Origin of the sequence: Micromonospora sp. NPDC047738 (genome assembly GCF_040642675.1) — a bacterium.
Classification (GTDB): Bacteria; Actinomycetota; Actinomycetes; order Mycobacteriales; family Micromonosporaceae; genus Micromonospora.
The window spans coordinates 57,660-75,325 of the sequence record NZ_JBEYSO010000008.1; the positions used below are offsets into that span (position 1 = coordinate 57,660).

Annotated in this window: 19 protein-coding genes; 8 read left to right on the top strand and 11 right to left on the bottom strand. The window is 73.1% G+C overall.

Features of this window, described 5'->3' with window-relative positions; translation table 11 throughout:
• Nucleotides 1-158: 158 nt before the first annotated feature.
• From ABZ783_RS15220 to ABZ783_RS15235, 4 genes are all read left to right on the top strand, one after another.
• Nucleotides 159-1,253, top strand: a complete 1,095-nt coding sequence (locus tag ABZ783_RS15220; RefSeq protein ID WP_357438049.1) for a substrate-binding domain-containing protein — start codon at nucleotides 159-161, stop codon at nucleotides 1,251-1,253.
• Between the two features lie 115 nt (nucleotides 1,254-1,368).
• Nucleotides 1,369-2,178, top strand: coding sequence for an ATP-binding cassette domain-containing protein (locus ABZ783_RS15225; protein WP_357438051.1), 810 nt, complete (start codon nucleotides 1,369-1,371; stop codon nucleotides 2,176-2,178).
• Complete coding sequence (locus ABZ783_RS15230; RefSeq protein ID WP_073834866.1) at nucleotides 2,175-3,434, top strand: ABC transporter permease; 1,260 nt, start codon at nucleotides 2,175-2,177, stop codon at nucleotides 3,432-3,434. Before ABZ783_RS15225 ends, ABZ783_RS15230 begins: the two co-directional genes overlap by 4 nt.
• A 23-nt stretch (nucleotides 3,435-3,457) precedes the next feature.
• Nucleotides 3,458-4,639, top strand: coding sequence for an ROK family transcriptional regulator (locus ABZ783_RS15235; RefSeq protein ID WP_357438055.1), 1,182 nt, complete (start codon nucleotides 3,458-3,460; stop codon nucleotides 4,637-4,639).
• A gap of 60 nt (nucleotides 4,640-4,699) precedes the next feature.
• Here ABZ783_RS15235 and ABZ783_RS15240 read toward each other — a convergent pair whose 3' ends face one another.
• Together ABZ783_RS15240 and ABZ783_RS15245 are read right to left on the bottom strand one after the other, a co-directional pair.
• Nucleotides 4,700-6,460 carry an ABC transporter ATP-binding protein gene (locus ABZ783_RS15240; protein WP_357438057.1) on the bottom strand — a complete coding sequence of 587 codons (1,761 nt, stop codon included), beginning with the start codon at nucleotides 6,458-6,460 and terminating at the stop codon, nucleotides 4,700-4,702.
• On the bottom strand, nucleotides 6,457-8,163 hold the full coding sequence (locus ABZ783_RS15245; RefSeq protein WP_357438060.1) for an ABC transporter ATP-binding protein: 1,707 nt from the start codon (nucleotides 8,161-8,163) through the stop codon (nucleotides 6,457-6,459). The genes ABZ783_RS15240 and ABZ783_RS15245 overlap by 4 nt, the downstream gene beginning before the upstream one ends.
• A gap of 268 nt (nucleotides 8,164-8,431) precedes the next feature.
• On the opposite strand from ABZ783_RS15245, the gene ABZ783_RS15250 reads away from it, so the two are divergent.
• From ABZ783_RS15250 to ABZ783_RS15265, 4 genes are read left to right on the top strand one after another with little or no spacing between them, the layout of a single operon-like run.
• Nucleotides 8,432-8,815, top strand: a complete 384-nt coding sequence (locus tag ABZ783_RS15250) for a YbaB/EbfC family nucleoid-associated protein (RefSeq protein WP_357438063.1) — start codon at nucleotides 8,432-8,434, stop codon at nucleotides 8,813-8,815.
• Nucleotides 8,812-9,138, top strand: coding sequence for a hypothetical protein (locus tag ABZ783_RS15255; RefSeq protein ID WP_357438065.1), 327 nt, complete (start codon nucleotides 8,812-8,814; stop codon nucleotides 9,136-9,138). Before ABZ783_RS15250 ends, ABZ783_RS15255 begins: the two co-directional genes overlap by 4 nt.
• A 2-nt stretch (nucleotides 9,139-9,140) precedes the next feature.
• The gene (locus ABZ783_RS15260; protein WP_357438068.1) at nucleotides 9,141-10,190 is read left to right on the top strand and encodes a toxin glutamine deamidase domain-containing protein; all 1,050 of its coding nucleotides are present in this window, start codon (nucleotides 9,141-9,143) and stop codon (nucleotides 10,188-10,190) included.
• Between the two features lie 11 nt (nucleotides 10,191-10,201).
• Nucleotides 10,202-10,498, top strand: coding sequence for a hypothetical protein (locus tag ABZ783_RS15265; RefSeq protein ID WP_357438071.1), 297 nt, complete (start codon nucleotides 10,202-10,204; stop codon nucleotides 10,496-10,498).
• A 36-nt stretch (nucleotides 10,499-10,534) separates the two neighbouring features.
• Here ABZ783_RS15265 and ABZ783_RS15270 read toward each other — a convergent pair whose 3' ends face one another.
• The 9 genes from ABZ783_RS15270 to alr form a co-directional block, all read right to left on the bottom strand.
• Nucleotides 10,535-10,789, bottom strand: a complete 255-nt coding sequence (locus tag ABZ783_RS15270; RefSeq protein ID WP_073834870.1) for a hypothetical protein — start codon at nucleotides 10,787-10,789, stop codon at nucleotides 10,535-10,537.
• 15 nt (nucleotides 10,790-10,804) lie between these two features.
• A complete protein-coding gene (gene tsaD / locus ABZ783_RS15275) occupies nucleotides 10,805-11,851 on the bottom strand; it encodes a tRNA (adenosine(37)-N6)-threonylcarbamoyltransferase complex transferase subunit TsaD (RefSeq protein ID WP_357438074.1) in 1,047 nt (348 codons plus the stop codon).
• Between the two features lie 5 nt (nucleotides 11,852-11,856).
• Nucleotides 11,857-12,309, bottom strand: a complete 453-nt coding sequence (rimI, locus tag ABZ783_RS15280) for a ribosomal protein S18-alanine N-acetyltransferase (RefSeq protein WP_357438077.1) — start codon at nucleotides 12,307-12,309, stop codon at nucleotides 11,857-11,859.
• On the bottom strand, nucleotides 12,306-12,983 hold the full coding sequence (gene tsaB / locus ABZ783_RS15285) for a tRNA (adenosine(37)-N6)-threonylcarbamoyltransferase complex dimerization subunit type 1 TsaB (RefSeq protein ID WP_357438079.1): 678 nt from the start codon (nucleotides 12,981-12,983) through the stop codon (nucleotides 12,306-12,308). The genes rimI and tsaB overlap by 4 nt, the downstream gene beginning before the upstream one ends.
• Before the next feature lie 81 nt (nucleotides 12,984-13,064).
• Nucleotides 13,065-13,916, bottom strand: coding sequence for a maleylpyruvate isomerase N-terminal domain-containing protein (locus ABZ783_RS15290; RefSeq protein ID WP_357438082.1), 852 nt, complete (start codon nucleotides 13,914-13,916; stop codon nucleotides 13,065-13,067).
• A 118-nt stretch (nucleotides 13,917-14,034) separates the two neighbouring features.
• Nucleotides 14,035-14,736, bottom strand: coding sequence for a uracil-DNA glycosylase (ung, locus tag ABZ783_RS15295; RefSeq protein WP_357438084.1), 702 nt, complete (start codon nucleotides 14,734-14,736; stop codon nucleotides 14,035-14,037).
• A 59-nt stretch (nucleotides 14,737-14,795) separates the two neighbouring features.
• Entirely contained in the window at nucleotides 14,796-15,278 is a 483-nt protein-coding gene (tsaE, locus tag ABZ783_RS15300) for a tRNA (adenosine(37)-N6)-threonylcarbamoyltransferase complex ATPase subunit type 1 TsaE (protein ID WP_357438086.1), read from the bottom strand.
• Nucleotides 15,279-15,291: 13 nt separating this feature from the next.
• Complete coding sequence (locus tag ABZ783_RS15305) at nucleotides 15,292-16,383, bottom strand: alpha/beta hydrolase (RefSeq protein WP_357438089.1); 1,092 nt, start codon at nucleotides 16,381-16,383, stop codon at nucleotides 15,292-15,294.
• A gap of 106 nt (nucleotides 16,384-16,489) precedes the next feature.
• Nucleotides 16,490-17,608: an alanine racemase gene (gene alr / locus ABZ783_RS15310; RefSeq protein ID WP_357438091.1), complete on the bottom strand. Its 1,119-nt coding sequence runs from the start codon at nucleotides 17,606-17,608 to the stop codon at nucleotides 16,490-16,492.
• Nucleotides 17,609-17,666 lie beyond the last annotated feature (58 nt).

A 17,666-nucleotide genomic window follows, 5' to 3' on the forward strand; every position in this document is an offset into this window, starting at 1 on the left:
AGCGCTCTCAGCCTGGTGACAGCGGCGTTGCTGAATTGTTACCGCCGCCAACAAACTACCGACCTCGGCAGTCTTGCGCTCGTCACACGCACGGGAATACGTTGCCGGACACAACAAACCACCGACCACTCCCCCACCCCCGGAAAGGACCCGTGCACATGCGCAAGGGCTTCCTCACCTTCGCCGCCGTCGGCCTGCTGGCCACCGGCAGCATGGCCGCCTGTGGTGACAACGGCGGTTCCGACCAGGCCGGCAGCGCCAAGAAGCCGAAGATCGGCGTCATCCTCCCGGACAGCAAGTCCTCCGCGCGGTGGGAAGGCGCGGACCGCAAGTTCCTGGAGGAGGCGTTCAAGGCCGCCGGCGTCGACTACACGATCCAGAACGCCCAGGGCGACAAGTCCGCCTTCTCCACCATCGCGGACGGCATGCTCACCAGCGGCGTGACCGCCCTGATGATCGTCAACCTGGACTCCGGCACCGGCAAGGCGGTGCTCGAGAAGGCGAAGTCGCAGGGCGTCGCCACCATCGACTACGACCGGCTGACCCTGGGCGGCTCCGCCCTGTACTACGTCAGCTTCGACAACGAGGCAGTCGGCAAGCTCCAGGGTGAGGGCCTGAGCAAGTGCCTGACCGACAAGGGCGCCAAGAGCCCGGTCATCGCCTACCTGAACGGCTCCCCGACCGACAACAACGCCACCCTGTTCAAGAACGGGTACGACTCGGTGCTCAAGCCGAAGTTCGACGCCAAGGAGTACGTGAAGGGCCCGGACCAGTCCGTTCCGGACTGGGACAACGCGCAGGCCGGCGTGATCTTCGAGCAGATGCTCACCCAGACCAAGGGCAAGATCGACGGCGTGCTCGCGGCCAACGACGGTCTCGGCAACGCGGCCATCTCGGTGCTCAAGAAGAACCAGCTCAACGGCAAGGTCCCGGTGACCGGCCAGGACGCCACGCCGCAGGGCCTGCAGAACATCCTCGCCGGTGACCAGTGCATGACGGTCTACAAGGCGATCAAGAAGGAGGCGGACGCGGCCGCCGATCTCGCCATCTCGCTCGCCAAGGGCCAGCGGAAGGACACCGGCCAGTCGGTGAAGGACCCGGAGAGCGGTCGGGACGTCGCCGCCGTGCTGCTCGAGCCGAAGGCCATCTACAAGGACAACGTCAAGGACGTCGTGGCCGACGGCTTCGTGACCAAGGAAGAGCTCTGCACCGGGGCGTACGCGAAGCTCTGCACCGACGCCGGCATCAGCTGACCCGTACGCGCACCATCCCGCTCCGGCGACGCCGCCCGGCACGGTGCCCACCGTGCCGGGCGGGCGCGCCACCGGACGGGTTCCGAGATCTCCCCTCCGCGCAAAGGAGACCCCCGTGTCCGCAACCCCCCTGCTGGAGCTACGCGGGATCGACAAGAGCTTCGGTCCCGTCCAGGTCCTGCGCGACGTCGCCTTCTCCGCCCATCCCGGCGAAGTGACCGCGCTGGTCGGCGACAACGGCGCCGGCAAGTCCACGCTGGTCAAGTGCATCAGCGGCATCTACCCCACCGATGCGGGTGAGTTCCTCTTCCAGGGCAAGCCGGTGCACATCAACAACCCCCGGGACGCCGCCGGGCTCGGCATCGAGGTCGTCTACCAGGACCTCGCGCTCTGCGACAACCTCGACATCGTGCAGAACATGTTCCTCGGCCGGGAGAAGCGCAGCGGGATCGTGCTCGACGAGCCGACCATGGAGCAGCTGGCCGCCGAGACGCTGGCCGGGCTGAGCGTCCGCACCGTCAAGTCGCTGCGCCAGCACGTCTCCAGCCTCTCCGGCGGTCAGCGCCAGACCGTGGCGATCGCCAAGGCGGTGCTCTGGAACAGCAAGCTGGTCATCCTCGACGAGCCGACCGCCGCGCTCGGCGTCGCGCAGACCGCACAGGTGCTGGAGCTGGTCCGCCGGCTGGCGGACAAGGGCCTGGCCGTGGTGCTCATCTCGCACAACATGAACGACGTCTTCGCCGTCTCCGATCGGATCGCCGCGCTCTACCTCGGCCAGATGGTCGCCCAGGTGAAGACCACCGAAATCACCCACTCGCAGGTGGTCGAGCTGATCACCGCCGGCCGCTCCGGCAACCTCGGCCTCGCCACCGAGTCGGGCAACGGCCACGAGCCCGCCGACGCGACCCCAGGAGCCCTCCGATGACCACCACCGTCGTCCAGCAGGAAGGGCCCGCGGCCGTCACGCCGGCGCCCACCGTCGGCGACCACGTCCGCAGCTACCTCGCCCGGGTACGCGGCGGCGACCTCGGTTCCCTGCCCGCGGTCATCGGCCTCGTCGTGCTCTGCGTGGTCTTCGCGATCGTCCGCCCGGTCTTCTTCTCCGCGGCGAACTTCGCGAACCTGTTCACCCAGGGCGCCGCGGTCACCGTGATCGCAATGGGCCTGATCTTCGTGCTGCTGCTCGGCGAGATCGACCTCTCCGCCGGCTTCGCCAGCGGCGTCTGCGCGGCGATCCTGGCCAACGTGGTCAGCGTCCTGGGCTACCCCTGGTACGTGGCGGTGCTCGCCGCGCTGGCCACCGGCGTGGTGATCGGCCTGACCCTGGGCTTCCTGGTGGCCAAGGTGGGCATCCCCTCCTTCGTGGTCACCCTGGCCGGCTTCCTCGCCTTCCAGGGCGTGGTGCTGCTGCTCATGAAGGAGGGCACCAACATCTCGATCAGCGACGGGGTCATCGTCGGCATCGAGAACGACCGGATCCCGCCCGCCATCGGCTGGGTGCTGGCCGCCGTCGCGGTCCTCGGGTACGCCGCCGCGCAGCTGCTGCGGCACCGGAACCGGGCCGCCCGCGGCCTGGTCACCGACCCGATCGCGGTGGTGCTCGCCCGGATCGCCGGGCTCGCCGTGCTGATCGGCCTCGCCGTCCTCGTGCTCAACCAGGAGCGCAGCATCAACCCGCTGATCACCTCGAACAAGGGCATGCCGGTGGTCGTGCCGATCATCGGGGTGCTGCTGGTCTTCTGGACCTTCGTGCTCAACCGCACCGCGTACGGCCGGCACCTCTACGCCGTCGGCGGCAATCAGGAAGCCGCCCGCCGGGCCGGCATCAACGTGGACCGCATCAAGATCTCCGCCTTCGTGATCTGCTCCGGCATGGCGGCGATCGGCGGCATCATCGCGGCGAGCAAGGACCGGTCCGTCGACCCGAACACCGGCGGCAGCAACGTGCTGCTGTACGCGGTCGGCGCGGCGGTGATCGGCGGCACCAGCCTCTTCGGTGGCAAGGGCCGGATGATCAACGCGGTGCTGGGCGGCGCGGTGGTGGCTGTCATCATCAACGGCATGGGACTGCTGGACCTGAGCTCCGGCCTGAAGTACATCTTCACCGGCCTGGTGCTGCTGCTCGCCGCCGGCGTCGACGCGCTGTCGCGGCGGCGCTCCGCCGCCACCGGCACCCGCTGAACTACTCCGGAATGGTCGTAGCAATGCGCACAGGTCCCAGCCAGGACGAGATCCGTCGGCAGAACCTGGGCGCACTGCTGCGTTACGTACACGTGCACGGCGCCACCACCCGCGCCGAGCTGACCACCGCCCTCGGGTTGAACCGCAGCACCATCGGCGCGCTGACCGCCGACCTGGCCGGCGCCGGTCTCGTCAGCGAGGGGGCGCCGAAGGAGACCGGCCGGGCCGGGCGACCCTCGCTGGTCGTCCGGCCCGAGTCGGCCCGGGTCTACGCGTACGCGTACAGCGTGGAGGTGGACCGGCTGCGGGCCGCGCGGATCGGTCTCGGCGGTGTGGTGCTCGACCGCCGGGAGCTGGACCGGCCCCGCAACCTGGTCGCCGGCGAGGCCGCGCCGCTGCTGGCCGGCGCGGTCAAGGAGATGCACCAGTCGGTGCCGGCGGGCTCCATCTGCATCGGGGCCGGTGTCGCCGTCTGCGGCATGGTCCGCCGGGAGGACGGGCTGGTCCGGCTGAGCCCGACCACCGGCTGGGTGGACGAGCCGATCGGCGCGGCACTCGCCGCCGAACTGGGCACCGACGTACCGATCGCCGTCGGCAACGTGGCGGACGTGGCCGCCTTCGCCGAGCACGCCCGAGGCGTCGCGGCCGGCTGCGACAACGTCATCTACCTGTACGGGGACGTCGGCGTCGGGGCCGGCATCATCGCCGGCGGCCGGCGGCTCACCGGGCACGGCGGCTACAGCGGCGAGGTCGGCCACATGGTGGTGGTCCGCGACGGGGCCCGCTGCGAGTGCGGCCGCCGGGGCTGCTGGGAGACCGAGATCGGCGAGCACGGGCTGCTCCGGACCGCCGGCCGCTCCGACGCCCGGGGCCGGGACGCGATGCTGGCCGTCTTCGACGCGGCCGACCGGGGTGACGCCCGCGCCCAGGCCGCCGTCCGGCAGGCCGGTGACTGGCTCGGCTTCGGCGTGGCCAACCTGGTCAACATCTTCAACCCGGAGATGGTCATCTTCGGCGGCACCATGCGCGACCTCTACCTGGCCGCCGCCGCCCAGGTCCGCAGCCGGCTCAACTCCAACGGGCTGCCCGCCTGCCTGGAGCACGTGCGGCTGCGTACGCCCAAGCTCGGCGCGGACGCGGCGCTGATCGGGGCCGCCGAACTGGCCTTCGACCGCCTCCTCGCCGACCCCCTCGACGTCGGCTGACCGATCCGATCACCCCGGCGGGTGAACTTCCGCGTGCCAGGAGGGGCCCTCCGGCAGCCCTCAGCCGTGCCAGGAGCGCCAGAGCGCGGCGTACGAGCCGCCGGCGGCGACCAGTTCGTCGTGCGAGCCCAGCTCGGTGATCCGGCCGTCCTCCACCACCGCCACCCGGTCGGCGTCGTGCGCGGAGAAGAGCCGGTGCGCGATGGCGATGACCGTCCGCCCCGCCAGCACGGCAGCCAGGGAGCGCTCCAGCGCCCGGGCGGCGCGCGGATCGATCAGCGAGGTGGCCTCGTCCAGCACCAGCGTGTGCGGGTCGGCGAGCACCAGCCGGGCCAGCGCGAGCTGCTGCGCCTGGGCGGGCGAGAGCTGGTGCCCGCCCGCCCCGACCAGGGTGTCCAGCCCGTCCGGCAACGCCTCCGCCCAGCCCAGCGCGTCGACGGCGGCCAGTGCGGCGCGTACCTGGGCGGGCTCCGCGTCCGGCCGGACCATCGCCACGTTCTCGGCCAGGGTGCCGATGAAGACGTGGTGCTCCTGGCTGACCAGTGCGACGTGGCTGCGCAGCTCGGCCAGGGGCAGGCCGGTGAGCGGACGGCCGTCCACGGTGACCGAGCCGGAGCGGGGTGGGTGCACCCCGGCCAGCAGCCGCCCCAACGTGGACTTCCCCGCGCCGGACGGGCCCACCATGGCCAGCTTCTCCCCCGGCCGGGGCACCAGGGTCACGCCGTGCAGCACGTCGTGTCCCGTCCGGTAGGCGTACCGGACGTCGTGGGCGGCCACCCGACCGGCACCCCGCCCCGGCCCGCGACCGGTGGGCGCCGCTGGCGCGTCGGCCGGCTCGGCGGTGGGGTCGGCCGCCACCCCGAGCAGCCGGGCCAGTGAGGCGCCGCCGACCTGCAGCTCGTCCAGCCAGGCGAGGAGCCGGTCGACCGGATCCACCAGTTGCTGGGCGTAGAGGGTGGCGGCGGTGACCTGCCCGAGGCTCACCCAGCCCTTGAGATAGAACCAGCCGCCGATGAGCAGGGTGGCCACCACCGGTACGACGTACCCGAACTCGGCCACCGGCCAGAAGACCGTGCGCAGGTAGAGGGTGTACTTCTCGGCCGCGTACGACCGGCGGATGTCCGCGTCGGTGCGGGCCCGGCGGCGGGCCTGCTGCCGCAGCGCCTCGGTGGTCCGGGAGCCCTCCACCACCTCGTTGATCCCGTCGGTGATGTCCGAGTACGCCGCGTTCTCCCGCAGGTAGCCCTCCGGCGCGCGGCGCAGGTACCACCGGGTGCCGGCGACCAGCACCGGGACCGCGAGCAGCGCGGGCAGCACCAGCAGCGGGCCGGTCAGCAGCAACGCGCCGAGGATCAGCAGCACGGTGACCGCCGAGATCAGCGTCTCCGGCACGGCGAACCGCACCGTCCGGGAGAGCGCGGCGACGTCCCGGGAGGTGCGGGTGAGCAGGTCGCCGGTGCCGGCGCGCTCCACCGTGGCCAGCGGCAGGGCGAGCACCCGCTCGACGAACTCCTCGCGCAGCTCGGCGAGGACCCGCTCGCCGAGCCGGGCCGAGGCCAGGTGGGCGAAGCGGACCAGCACCGACTGGGCGACGATGAAACCGGCGATGGCCAGCGCGATCCGGTCGACGGTGACGCTGCCGACGCCCCGCGAGATCCCCTCCACCAGGTCGCCGAGGAGCCGGGGCGCGACCAGGCCGGCGGCCGCGGCGAGCGCGTGCAGGCCGAGCGCGGCGGCCAGCCCGCGCGGATGGCGGCGGACCAGGGTACGCGCGTACCGGCGGACCTGGCCGGCGTCGGCGACGGGCAGGGCGGCGCTCACCGGTCCTCCTCCCGGCTCACCGTGGCCGCGTAGCGCGGCTCGGCGGCGAGCAGTTCGTCGTGGCGGCCCTCCGCGACCACCTTGCCGTCCTCCACGAACACCACGTGCTCGGCACGGCCCAGCACCAGGGGACTGGTGGTGCAGACGAGGGTGGTCCGGCCGGGGCGCGCGGCGCACAGCCGGTCGGCGATCCGCGCCTCGGTGTGCGCGTCCACCGCGCTGGTCGGCTCGACCAGGATCAGCGTCTCCGGGTCCGCGACCAGGGCCCGCGCCAGCCGCAGCCGCTGTCGCTGCCCGCCGGAGAACTCCCGGCCGCGTTCGGCCACCTGGCTGTCCAGCCCGCCGGGCAGCGCGTCGACGATGTCGGTCGCGCCGGCCACGCCCAGCGCCGCCTCGACCGCGGCCCGGTCGCCCCGGTCGTGCGGGTCCAGCTCCACCCACAGCGGGCCGGTGAAGAGCTGCGCGTCATTGTCGACCACCAGGATCCGCTCGCGCACCGTGGCCAGCGCCACGTCCCGCAGCGGTACGCCGTGCAGCGTCACGTCCGCGTCGACGTACCGGCCGAGCCGGTCGGCGATCTCGGCCGCGTCCTCGGGGACGCTGGCCACCAGCGCGGTGAGCCGACCCGGTCGCAGCACCAGCCCCGACCCGACGTCCACCAGCTCGCCGGGCCCGTCGGGCAGCGGCCGGGGGCGGGCCGGGTCGGTGAACTCCGGGGCGAGGCGGAGCAACCGGACCACCCGGCGGGCGGCCACGTGCCCCCGGGTCAGCTTGTCCGCGGCCTCGGTGAGGTTGCGCAGCGGGCTGACCAGGAAGGCGGTGTAGCCGTAGAACGCGACGAGCTGACCGGCGCTGATCTCGCCGGCCAGCGCGAACCGGGCCCCCAGCCAGGTCACCAGCACCAGGAAGACGCCGGGCAGCAGAATCTGCGCCGCCTGGAGCAGTGACTCCACCCGGGCCACCCGCAGGCCGTCGGCGCGCAGCGCCTGGGACTGCTCCCGGTAGCGGGCGCCGAGCACCGGTTCCCCGCCCACGCCGCGCAGCACCCGCAGCCCGGAGACGATGTCGGCGGCGCGGGCGGTGAGCCGGCCGGTCGAGTCCCGGTAGGCCGCCTGCTGCCGGTGCAGCGGCCGGATCAGCAGCGCCACCAGCCCCATGAGCAGCGGCACGCCGAGCACCACGACCAGCCCGAGCGGCACGGACGCGGTGAGCAGGATCATCGCCACGGTGACAATCGCCACCACCGACCCGGCGCCCCGGGCGGTGATGTCGATGGCGCTGCCGATGTGCTCGATGTCGGCCGTACCGATGCTGACCACCTCGCCGGCGGCGACCCGGCGGGGCAGCGCGGCACCGAGCCGGTTGGTGGCGTCCACGGCGACCTGCACGGTCCGGTACGCGGCGCCGAGCCAGTTGTGCACCGCGCAGCGGTGCCGGAGGATGCCGGCGGTGGCCTGGAGGAGGCCCAGCCCCAGCAGCACGAGCCCCCAGCGCAGCAGGGCGTCCGGGTCGCGGTGGGTGAGGCCGGCGTCGACGGCCTGCCCGACCGCGGCCGGCATCAGCGCCTGCGCCACCATCCAGACGACGCCGAGCGTCAGGCCGGCACTGAAGATCAGCGGGTGTCGACCGGCCAGCCAGACCAGGTAACGGGTGGCGGACCGGGCGTCGGGGGTGCCGGGATCGCCGGCCGGTGAGAAACGCATGACACTCCGACGCTAGGTGGCCGGCACCGGGCCACGCCAACCAATTCCCGCCGCTCGCCGGGCAGTGCCGGATCAGCGATCGACCTGCGTGAGGTCCCACACGTGCGGCGGCTCACCGGGTGCCGCGCGCCAGCCTCCGCCGAGCCAGTCAGCTCGACCTCCACAGTGGTCGGTGACGCCCGATCCCTGGGCCTTGCCGTCGGCCGCTAGGCTTCGCCGAGGGCGCGCCTCGGGCGCCTTGCCGCACTCGACCGGAACGGAGTGGCGCGTGACCGACCAGCACGACCGACCGGACGGCCTGATGGGTCGCTTCACCACCGCCCGGGGTGCCGCACATGCGGCGGGCGGTCTGGTGCACGTCGAGGTCGACGGGACCGGCGACCTGCTCGCCCTCGACCTCGACCCCCGCGCCATGCGGCTACCAGCGGTCGATCTGTCGGCCGCGATCCGGGAGGCGTTCCGCGATGCCCGGACGCAGGTGCAGGCGCAACTCCAGGAACGACTGGCCGCTCAGCCGCCTACCCTGCCCCAGGGCCTGGGGCCGCTCCTGAACGACCTCGGCTTCACCGCGCAGCGCCGGCTGGACGACATGGCCGCCGCCGCCCAACAGATCGCCGACCGGCTCGGCAGGATGGACGGGACGACGCGATGACCCAGCCGATGCACACCGAGCCGGAGGTGCTGGCCGGCGCGGCACAGGCGATCGCCGGGGTCGCGGTGGAACTGGAGACCGGCCTCGGCGCGCTGGAGGCCACGGTCACCAGCGAAAACCCGTGGGGCGCGGACGAGCCCGGCTCGGTCTTCGGCGCCGCGTACACCGAGGTGCTGTCGCAGGCCCTGGAGGCCTACGGCTCGCACGTGCAGCTGCTGCTCACCGCTGCCGAGGGGCTGGCCGACTGGGCGCAGCAGGTGGTCGACACGGACCAGCAGGCGGACCAGCTCTTCGCGGCCCTGCATGGGCGGCTGGGGGGCTGAGGGTGGGTCTCGAACTTCCCGCCGAGCTGACCGAGCCGCTGAGTTGGATCGGTCTGGAGTGGCCGGAGGCGGACGAGGAGCTGCTCTTCGCCGCCGGCCAGCACTGGTTCTCCTTTGGGCTGACGTTGCAGTCCGCGGCGATGCAGGCTGACGGCGCGGCGGCGGCGGTCTGGCAGCAGAACTCGGGCGACACGGTCGACGCGTTCAAGGGATGGTGGACGCGGGCCGACGGGCCGCAGCTGCGGCTGCTGGAGGACGCCATCGCGGCACAGCTCATCGGTGCCGTGCTGATGATCTTCGCGGCGATGACGCTGGCCATGAAGATCGCCTTCATCGTCCAGCTGATCATCCTGCTGGTCCAGGTGACCATGGCGATCGCCGCCGCGGTCGCCACCTTCGGTGCCTCCACCGGTGCCGTCCCCGGCTTCGTGGCAGTCACCCGGATGATCTGCCAACGGCTGATCCGGATGATCGTGCAGCAGGTCCGCACCGTGCTCAAGCACATCCTGGAACAGGCCAAGCGGCTGCTCAAACTGGTCCGCAAGGTGGGCGAGAAGCGGGCCGCCCGCAAGATCGAGAAGCAGATCGCGGACGCACTCAAGCGGGTCAACCCGCGGTTCAAGCCGCCGCACCCGGACTACTCGGCGAACTGCACACACTGTGTGCAGACGTACGAGTTGCGGCGGCGGGGCATCGACGTCGAAGCGACGGCTCTGCCGCAGAAGTTCCACCCGTGGGGTGGCCGACCCCTTGGCGACATCGAGCAGACCTGGGGACGGAGGTTCACCTCCGGCGGCCAGGCCGACATCGAGCAGGCGTTCCAGAACTTCGGTCCCGGTTCACGCGGCGTGGTCGCCATCCGCTGGAACAACGGCGGTGGCCACGTGTTCAATGTGGAGAACGTCGGCGGCAAGGTGCGCTTCATCGACGGCCAGAACGCCGGGCGTGACGTGGCCGACTACTTCACCAAAGGACACGGCACCTCGTTCGTCCGGCTGGACGACATCCCCATGCCCGGCGGGCTCACCGAGTTCGTCCGGCCGCCCGGTTAGGATCCCCCGTCATGGCTGTCACCTACGAGCAGGCCCGCGACATCGTCCGCCACGCCACCGAGCCCGACTGGCCGTTCGGCACCTACTGCCTCGACGACCGTCGGATCGTGGAGAACGACGACTTCTTCGTCTTCGAGGTCGGGGCGCGGGAGTTCCTGGTGGACGGCGACATGTCGTACGCCATGGCCGGCTCGGTGCCGGTGGTGCACAAGGCGGACGGGCGACTGGAGTACGTGCCCTCCTTCCAGATCGGCACCGACTCGTCGATCCGCAACCGGCCCAACCCCGCGCCCACCCTGCGCGCCTGACCCACCCCGGTCGACCGCCGGCTCGTTCAACAGTTGTCAGCGATCGACCTGGGTGAAGTCCCAGGCGTGCGGCGGGCGGGCGACCAGGGTCGGCGGCGGGTCCGGCAGGTCCCGCGGGCTGCTCCGCCACTTGGAGATGACCACGAGGCGGTGGTCGGTGGAGGAGAACACCTCGCTGGACAGGTGCAGCGGGTCGTGCTCGAACTCGGGCAGCACCGTCTCGCAGACCCAGGTGATCAGATCGGCGAAGCCGTACGGCTCGGCCCTCGCCTCCCACATCCGGACGATCACGTCAGCCCCTCCCGCTCACACGCTGACCACGGTCAGCGGCATCGCGGAGTCGGCGGGCAGGTCGAGGCGGCTCGGGGCGACGCCCGAGGCGACCAGGTGCGAGCCCAGCGCGGCCACCATGGCGCCGTTGTCGGTGCAGAGGTTCGGGCGGGGCGTACGCACCCGGATGCCGTGCCGGGCCGCCCGGTCCTCGGCCATCGCCCGCAGCCGCGAGTTGGCCGCCACCCCGCCGCCGATCACCAGCGTCTCGATGCCACTGCTCCGGCAGGCGTCCAGCGCCTTGCCGACCAGCACGTCGCAGACCGCCTCCTGGAAGGACGCGGCCACGTCGGCGACCGGGACCGGCTCGCCGGCCCGCTGCCGCGCCTCCACCCAGCGGGCCACCGCGGTCTTCAGCCCGGAGAAGGAGAAGTCGTAGCGGTGGCCGGCCAGGTCCTTGGGCGCGGTCAGGCCACGCGGGAAGGCGATCGCCGCCGGGTCACCGGCCCGCGCCTCCCGGTCGATCCACGGGCCGCCCGGGAACGGCAACCCGAGCAGCCGGGCCACCTTGTCGAACGCCTCGCCGGCGGCGTCGTCGATGGTCGAGCCGAGCGGGGTCACCCCCCGGGCCAGGTCGTCGACGCGCAGCAGCGAGGAGTGCCCGCCCGAGACCAGCAGCGCGATCGCCGGCTCGGGCAGCGGTCCGTGCTCGAGCTTGTCCACCGCGACGTGTGCGGCGAGGTGGTTCACCCCGTACACCGGCTTCTCGGCGGCGACCGCGTACCCCTTGGCGGCGGCGACCCCGACGAGCAGCGCGCCCGCCAGGCCCGGCCCGGAGGTGACGGCGATGGCGTCGATGTCCGCGATCGTCACCCCGGCCTGCTTCAGCGCCCGGTCCATGGTCGGCACGATGGCCTCCAGGTGAGCGCGGCTGGCCACCTCGGGCACCACGCCGCCGAACCGGGCGTGCTGCTCGACGCTGGAGGCCAGCGCGTCAGCGAGCAGGGTGTGCCCGCGGACGATGCCGACGCCGGTCTCGTCGCAGGAGGTCTCGATGCCGAGGATCAGGGGTTCGTCAGCCATGCTCGTCAGTCCTCGTTGCGCTGCATGACCAGCGCGTCGGTGTTGCTCGGTTGGTAGTAGCCGCGGCGCACGCCGATCGGCTCGAAGCCGTATGTCGCGTAGAGGCGCTGCGCGGGGCCGTTGTCCGCGGCGACCTCCAGCAGCGTGCTGCGCACGCCGCGCCGGGCCGCCTCGGCGAGCAGCGCCTCCAGCAGCGCCCGGCCGATCCCCCGGCGCTGCGCGTCGCGGCGGACCGCGATGTTCTGCACCCACGCCTCGTCGGGCGGCGCCACCAGCAGCCCGGCGTAGCCGAGCACGGTCCCGTCGGCGTCGGTGGCCACCAGGTAGCAGTGCCCGTTGGCCAACTCGTTCCAGAACATCGCCGGGGACCACTGCTCGGCGCCGAACAGGTCCGCCTCGAGCGGAAGCACCTGGTCGATGTGCCACCAACGGAACCGGCCGAGCCGTACCCCGGTCACGGCAGGACCGGCTTGTGGCCGGTCGCCGCGACGGCGTCCGGGCGGCGCAGGTAGAGCGGGGTGAGCGGCTCGCTCGGGGCGCCCGCGCGGATCCGCTCGGCGGCGAGCCGGGCCAGCGCCGTCGCGTCCGGATAGCGCGGCTCGCCGCGCACCGGCAGGCCGAGGACGTCCGCGTACCGGTGGGCGCCGTCGCCGACCGCGACGGTGACGGCCAGGCCCCGGGCATGCTCCGCGGCGACCGCCGGGGCGTCCACGTTCGGCCCGGCGATCCGCTGACCGGCGCCGTCGTAGACGGCCCAGTAGACCTCACGGCGCCGCGCGTCGCTGGCTGCCAGGACCGGCTCGCCGGCGGCCACCGGGTGGCCGATCCCGTCCAGCGAGCAGACCCCGTACGTGGGGATGCCGAGCACCTGGCCCATGGTGGCGGCGGTGACCAGGCCCACCCGCAGCCCGGTGAACGGCCCGGGGCCGAGCCCGGCGACGATCGCGGCCAGGTCGGCGGCGCGAGCGCCGGCGTCGGCCAGCACCGCGTCGACCTGCGGGGCGAGCAGTTCCCCGTGCGCCCGAGCGTCGACCGTGCACCGCTGCGTGCGGGCCGCGACCGCGTCCGCCGAGACCTCGACCAGGGCCGCGGTCACCGCGGGCGTCGAGGAGTCCACCACGAGTACGAGCACAATGTGCCAGCGTAGCCGCCGCTGCGGTTACCGGCGGTGACGCCCCTCCCCGCCGGACGGCACGCGGGTGGGCCGGCGGGCTCAGCTCGGCGTGCGGAAGATCCGGAGGAACGACGGCAGCAGCCAGGGTCGCGGGCCGCCGATCCGGACCCGGCCGGTGAGCACCGCGCGGGCCCGGCTGACCCGGCCGAACATCATCAAATTGAACGTCGGCGGATGGAAACGGATGGCCACGTCCGGCCGCTCCGCCGGCTCGGCGAACCGCACCCGCCCGTGGTCCAGGACGAGCGTCAGGGGCGTCGACCAGGCGGAGGTGAACCGCACGACGATCCGGGGCCGCCGGGGCGGGTCGACGCCGTCGAGCAGCCGGCCGTAGCCGTGCCGGACCACCCCGGCCATGAACAGCTCCAGGAACAGCGCGGCGTCCCGCGGTGGCAGGGTCCACGGCCGGTGCGCCGCGCGGGCGATGTCGTGGCCGTGCACGAGCAGCTCGTTGACCAGGTGGGCGAGCAGGCCGGCAAGCGGCACCCGGGCGTCGCCGAGCCAGGGCACCACCTCGTCCGGCCCGCGGCCCGCGCAGCGCGCCAGCAGCCGGTCGACGTCCCCGCGCAGCCGGTCGAGCAGACGCGCGGGGTCACGGTCGGCCAGGTGCCGGAGCACCAGGTCGTTGGCGTCGGCCACCGTGTCGACGGTGACCAGCGGAAGCTGCTCGTCGAGGCCGGGAATCGGCAGTGGTTCGGTGGCCGGGTCGACCAGCCGGACGTAGTACCAGGCCAGCGACACCAGATGGGCCAGGGTGTCGGTGACCGTCCAGTCGGCGGTCACCATGGCGTCGGGCCGGACGGAGCCGGCCAGCGCGAGGAACCGGTCGGCGTTCGCCGCCAGCGCGGCCGGGGCCGTCGACCAGCCGCCCGGGGTGATGGTCGTCGACACCGCTTCCTCCCCGTTTGTCGCAACCGGGGCCGAGCCTACTACCGTACGCCACGAAGCGATAGCCCTACGTCGATGACGGTCCGGGTCCGGGCCGCGCTGGCGGCCCAGGCCCGGACCGTCAGCCGGCGGAGCGTTCCCAGTCGATGGTGGGTAGGCCGGCGTCGGCGAGGGCCTTGTTCGCCGCGCTGAACGGCCGGCTGCCCAGGAAGCCGCGCGGGTTCATCGGGCTCGGGTGGCCGGCCTCCAGCACCACGTGCCGTGGGTTGGTGACCAGGGCCGCCTTCTTGCGGGCGTAGCCGCCCCACAGCAGGAACACCACCCGCTGGTCGAGGGCGTCCAGGGCCCGGATGGTGGCGTCGGTGAACTCCTCCCAGCCCCGGTTGGCGTGCGAGCCGGGGGTGGCCTGCCGGACGGTGAGCACCGAGTTGAGCAGCAGCACGCCCTGCGCCGCCCAGCCGGTCAGGTTGCCGCTGCTCGGCTTCGGCACGCCGAGGTCCTCGCCGAGCTCCTTGAAGACGTTGCGCAGCGACGGCGGCACCGCCACCCCCTCGCGCACGCTGAAGCTGAGCCCGTGCGCCTGCCCCGCCCTGTGGTAGGGGTCCTGCCCGAGGATCAGCACCCGGCACTCGGCCGGCCCGCACAGCCGGTAGGCGGAGAACAGGTCCTCGACCGGCGGGAAGACGGTCTGGGTCGCGTATTCCCCGGCGACGAACTCGGCCAGCGTGGCGGTGCGGGCCGGATCGAGGTGCGGGGTGAGCGCTGCCCGCCACGGGTCGGGGAGGCGCGCCAGCAGGTCGAGGGTGGGGGCGTCCTGGGGCATGGCAACCTTTCGCCGGATTGATCGGTCCCGGGCACTGTAGGAGCCGGGTGTGACAGTCCTCAGTCGAGGGTGGCGAGACGCTGCGCCCAGTCGCCGTCGACCGGCTCGCACGTCACCACCCGGGTGTCGTCCTCCCGCCGGTCGATCCGGACCCGCAGGTGCGCGTCGGCCAGCTGCTCGACCATCCCCTCGCCCCACTCGACCACGGTGACCGCCTCGTCCACCGAGGCGTCCAGGTCCAGGTCGTCGATCTCGGCCCGCGGGTCGGCGGACTCCCCCAGCCGGTACGCGTCGGCGTGCACCAGGGTCACCCGCCCGCCGCGGGCCGGGTCCGGCCGGTGCACCCGGGCGATCACGAAGGTCGGCGAGGTGATGTCGCCGCGTACGCCGAGGCCGGCGCCGATGCCCTGGGTCAACGCGGTCTTGCCGGCACCCAGCGGGCCGCTGAGCAGCAGCAGGTCACCGGCGCGCAGCACGCCGGCCAGCCGGCGGCCGAACTCGTGGGTGTCGTCGACCGTCTTCAGCTCCACGACGACGGTCACCGCGCCTCCAGGATCAGAGTTCGGCAAGGAACTGTTCCAGTGCCGTGTTCACTTCATCGGCGTGCTCCAGCATCACCACGTGCCCACTGTCGTGGATCTTCACGAACTTGGCGTGCGGCAGCCGCCGGACGATCTCCTCGGAGTGGGTCACCGGGGTGATCATGTCCTTGTCCCCCACGATCACCAGCACCGGCGTGCCGGCCAGCGCGGCCAGCGCCGGGAAGCGCGAGTGGGTGGCCAGCGTGCGCAGGTAGCGGGTGACCGTGTCGGCCGAAGTCCGCGAGTTCATCTTCTCGACGTACGACACCAGGGCCGGGCTGGGCTTCGCGGTGCCGAAGCCGTACCGGCGGGTCAGCAGCCAGGCGACGTTGGACGTCGACTTCCGGGCCTTGTCGATCATCGTGCCGCCGTACCGGGTGGCGTTGCTCATCATGTAGAGCATCGGGGCACCGACCCGGCCGAGCAGCGCGGGCGCCACCAGCTTGGTCTCGGCGAGCAGGCCGCCCGAGGTTGCCATCAGCACCGTGCCGACCACCCGTTCGCCGAACAGCTCCGGGTAGAGCTCGGCCAGCGCCATGATCGTCATGCCGCCCATCGAGTGCCCGACCAGCACCAGCGGCCCCTCCGGGGCCACCTCGTCGAGCACCCGGCGCAGGGTCCGGCCCAACCTGGCCAGGTCGTACTCGCCGGTCTCCAGCTTCCCGGAGCGGCCGTGCCCGGGCTGGTCGTACGCGACGACCCGGTAGTCGCCCCGGGCGGCGAGCAGCTGGCGCTGGAAGTGGAAGGTCCCCATGTCCAGGCAGAAGCCGTGCACCAGCACGACGGTCGGGTGCCCGGCGACCGGCCGGGTCGGCTCGACCACCTCCACCTGGATGTCGGTGCCGTCCGGCATCTCCAGCAGGAACGACTCGTCGCACCGCTGCTGGCCGAAGTCCTCCTGCGCGTACCGGTCGGTGGGGTCGGCCTTGAGGCGGCGGGTCAGGACCCGCTCGCTCACCACGCCCGCGGCGAGCCCCGCGGCGGCGACACCGACGGCGGCGCCGACCACTCCGGCGACCCGCCCGGCGGCGGTCCGCGGCCGCGGGACACGGAAGCGTCCGCTCACGGTGCTGTCTCGGTTCGCGACTGCGGGGCTCGCAACCCCGGCTCATGCGCGCATTCCGGCTCGGCCGCGTCCCACGCGAGCCGCCCCGGAACGCGCGTCCTCGCGCTCACGGTCGTTCGCCGTCGTAGACGCGGGGCACCCGGACCCCGCCGAACCGGGTCACGATCTCGTAGTTGATCGTGCCGACCGCCTCGGCCCAGTCGTCGGCGGTGGGCTCGCCGGCCGCGCCGCTGCCGAAGAGGGTCGCCACATCGCCGGCCGCCACCTCGTCGTCGCCGCAGTCCAGCACGAACTGGTCCATGCAGACCCGGCCGGAGATGGTCCGCCGCCTGCCGCCGAGCTGCACCGGACCGGTGTTCGAGGCGTGCCGGGGCACCCCGTCGGCGTACCCGAGCGGGATGACGGCCAGGTTGGCCTCCCGCTCGGTGAGGTAGGTGTGGCCGTACGACACGCCGGTGCCGGCCGGGACCCGCTTGGTCAGCATCACCCGGGCCCGGGCGGTCATCGCCGGGCGCAGCCCGAACTGCTCGCCGGCCACCGGGGACAGGCCGTAGACCGCCAGACCGGGGCGGACCAGGTCGAAGTGGGTGTCCTGGCGGGTCAGGGTGGCGGCCGAGTTGGCCAGGTGCCGGTAACGGGGGCGCAGCCCCGCCTTCTCGACCATGGCCAGCCCCTCGTGGAAGACGGCAAGCTGCCGGTCGATGGTGGGGTGGCCGGGCGAGTCGGCGTACGCGAAGTGGCTCCACACCCCGACCACCTCGACCAGGCCGTCGGCCTCGGCCTTCGCGGCGGCCTCCAGCAGGGCGGGCCAGTCGGCGACGGTAGCCCCGCCGCGCGCCAGGCCGGTGTCGATCTTCAGGTGCACCTGGGCCGGGCGCTCCGCCCGGCCGCTCGCCTCGATCATCTCGTCGAGCTGGGCGAGGCTGGCGCAGCCCAGGTCGACGCCGACCGCGACGCCGTCGTGCAACGGCAGCCCCGGCGCGAGCAGCCAGGCCAGCACGGGCGCGGTGATCCCCGCCTGGCGCAGGTTGAGCGCCTCGTCGAGAGTGCAGACCCCGAGCCAGTCCGCGCCGGCGTCGAGCGCGGCGCGGGCGGCCGGCACCATGCCGTGGCCATACCCGTCGGCCTTCACCACCGCCATCAGCTCGGCGCTGGTGCCCGCCCTCAGGTGGGCCACGTTCTCCCGGATCGCGTCCAGGTCGACGCGCACCTCCGACTGCCACATGCCCCCAGCCTACTTCCGCCGGTGATCACCCTGGCCCGGAGCCGCGTGGTCCGCCCGC

Bases quoted from the DNA above. Each gene is read 5' to 3' on its own strand.
- ABZ783_RS15220 (WP_357438049.1), top strand. From the start codon at position 159: ATGCGCAAGGGCTTCCTCACCTTCGCCGCCGTCGGCCTGCTGGCCACC.
- ABZ783_RS15230 (WP_073834866.1), top strand. From the start codon at position 2,175: ATGACCACCACCGTCGTCCAGCAGGAAGGGCCCGCGGCCGTCACGCCG.
- ABZ783_RS15235 (WP_357438055.1), top strand. From the start codon at position 3,458: ATGCGCACAGGTCCCAGCCAGGACGAGATCCGTCGGCAGAACCTGGGC.
- ABZ783_RS15245 (WP_357438060.1), bottom strand. From the start codon at position 8,163: ATGCGTTTCTCACCGGCCGGCGATCCCGGCACCCCCGACGCCCGGTCC.
- ABZ783_RS15255 (WP_357438065.1), top strand. From the start codon at position 8,812: ATGACCCAGCCGATGCACACCGAGCCGGAGGTGCTGGCCGGCGCGGCA.
- ABZ783_RS15265 (WP_357438071.1), top strand. From the start codon at position 10,202: ATGGCTGTCACCTACGAGCAGGCCCGCGACATCGTCCGCCACGCCACC.
- tsaD (WP_357438074.1), bottom strand. From the start codon at position 11,851: ATGGCTGACGAACCCCTGATCCTCGGCATCGAGACCTCCTGCGACGAG.
- ung (WP_357438084.1), bottom strand. From the start codon at position 14,736: ATGCCCCAGGACGCCCCCACCCTCGACCTGCTGGCGCGCCTCCCCGAC.
- alr (WP_357438091.1), bottom strand. From the start codon at position 17,608: ATGTGGCAGTCGGAGGTGCGCGTCGACCTGGACGCGATCCGGGAGAAC.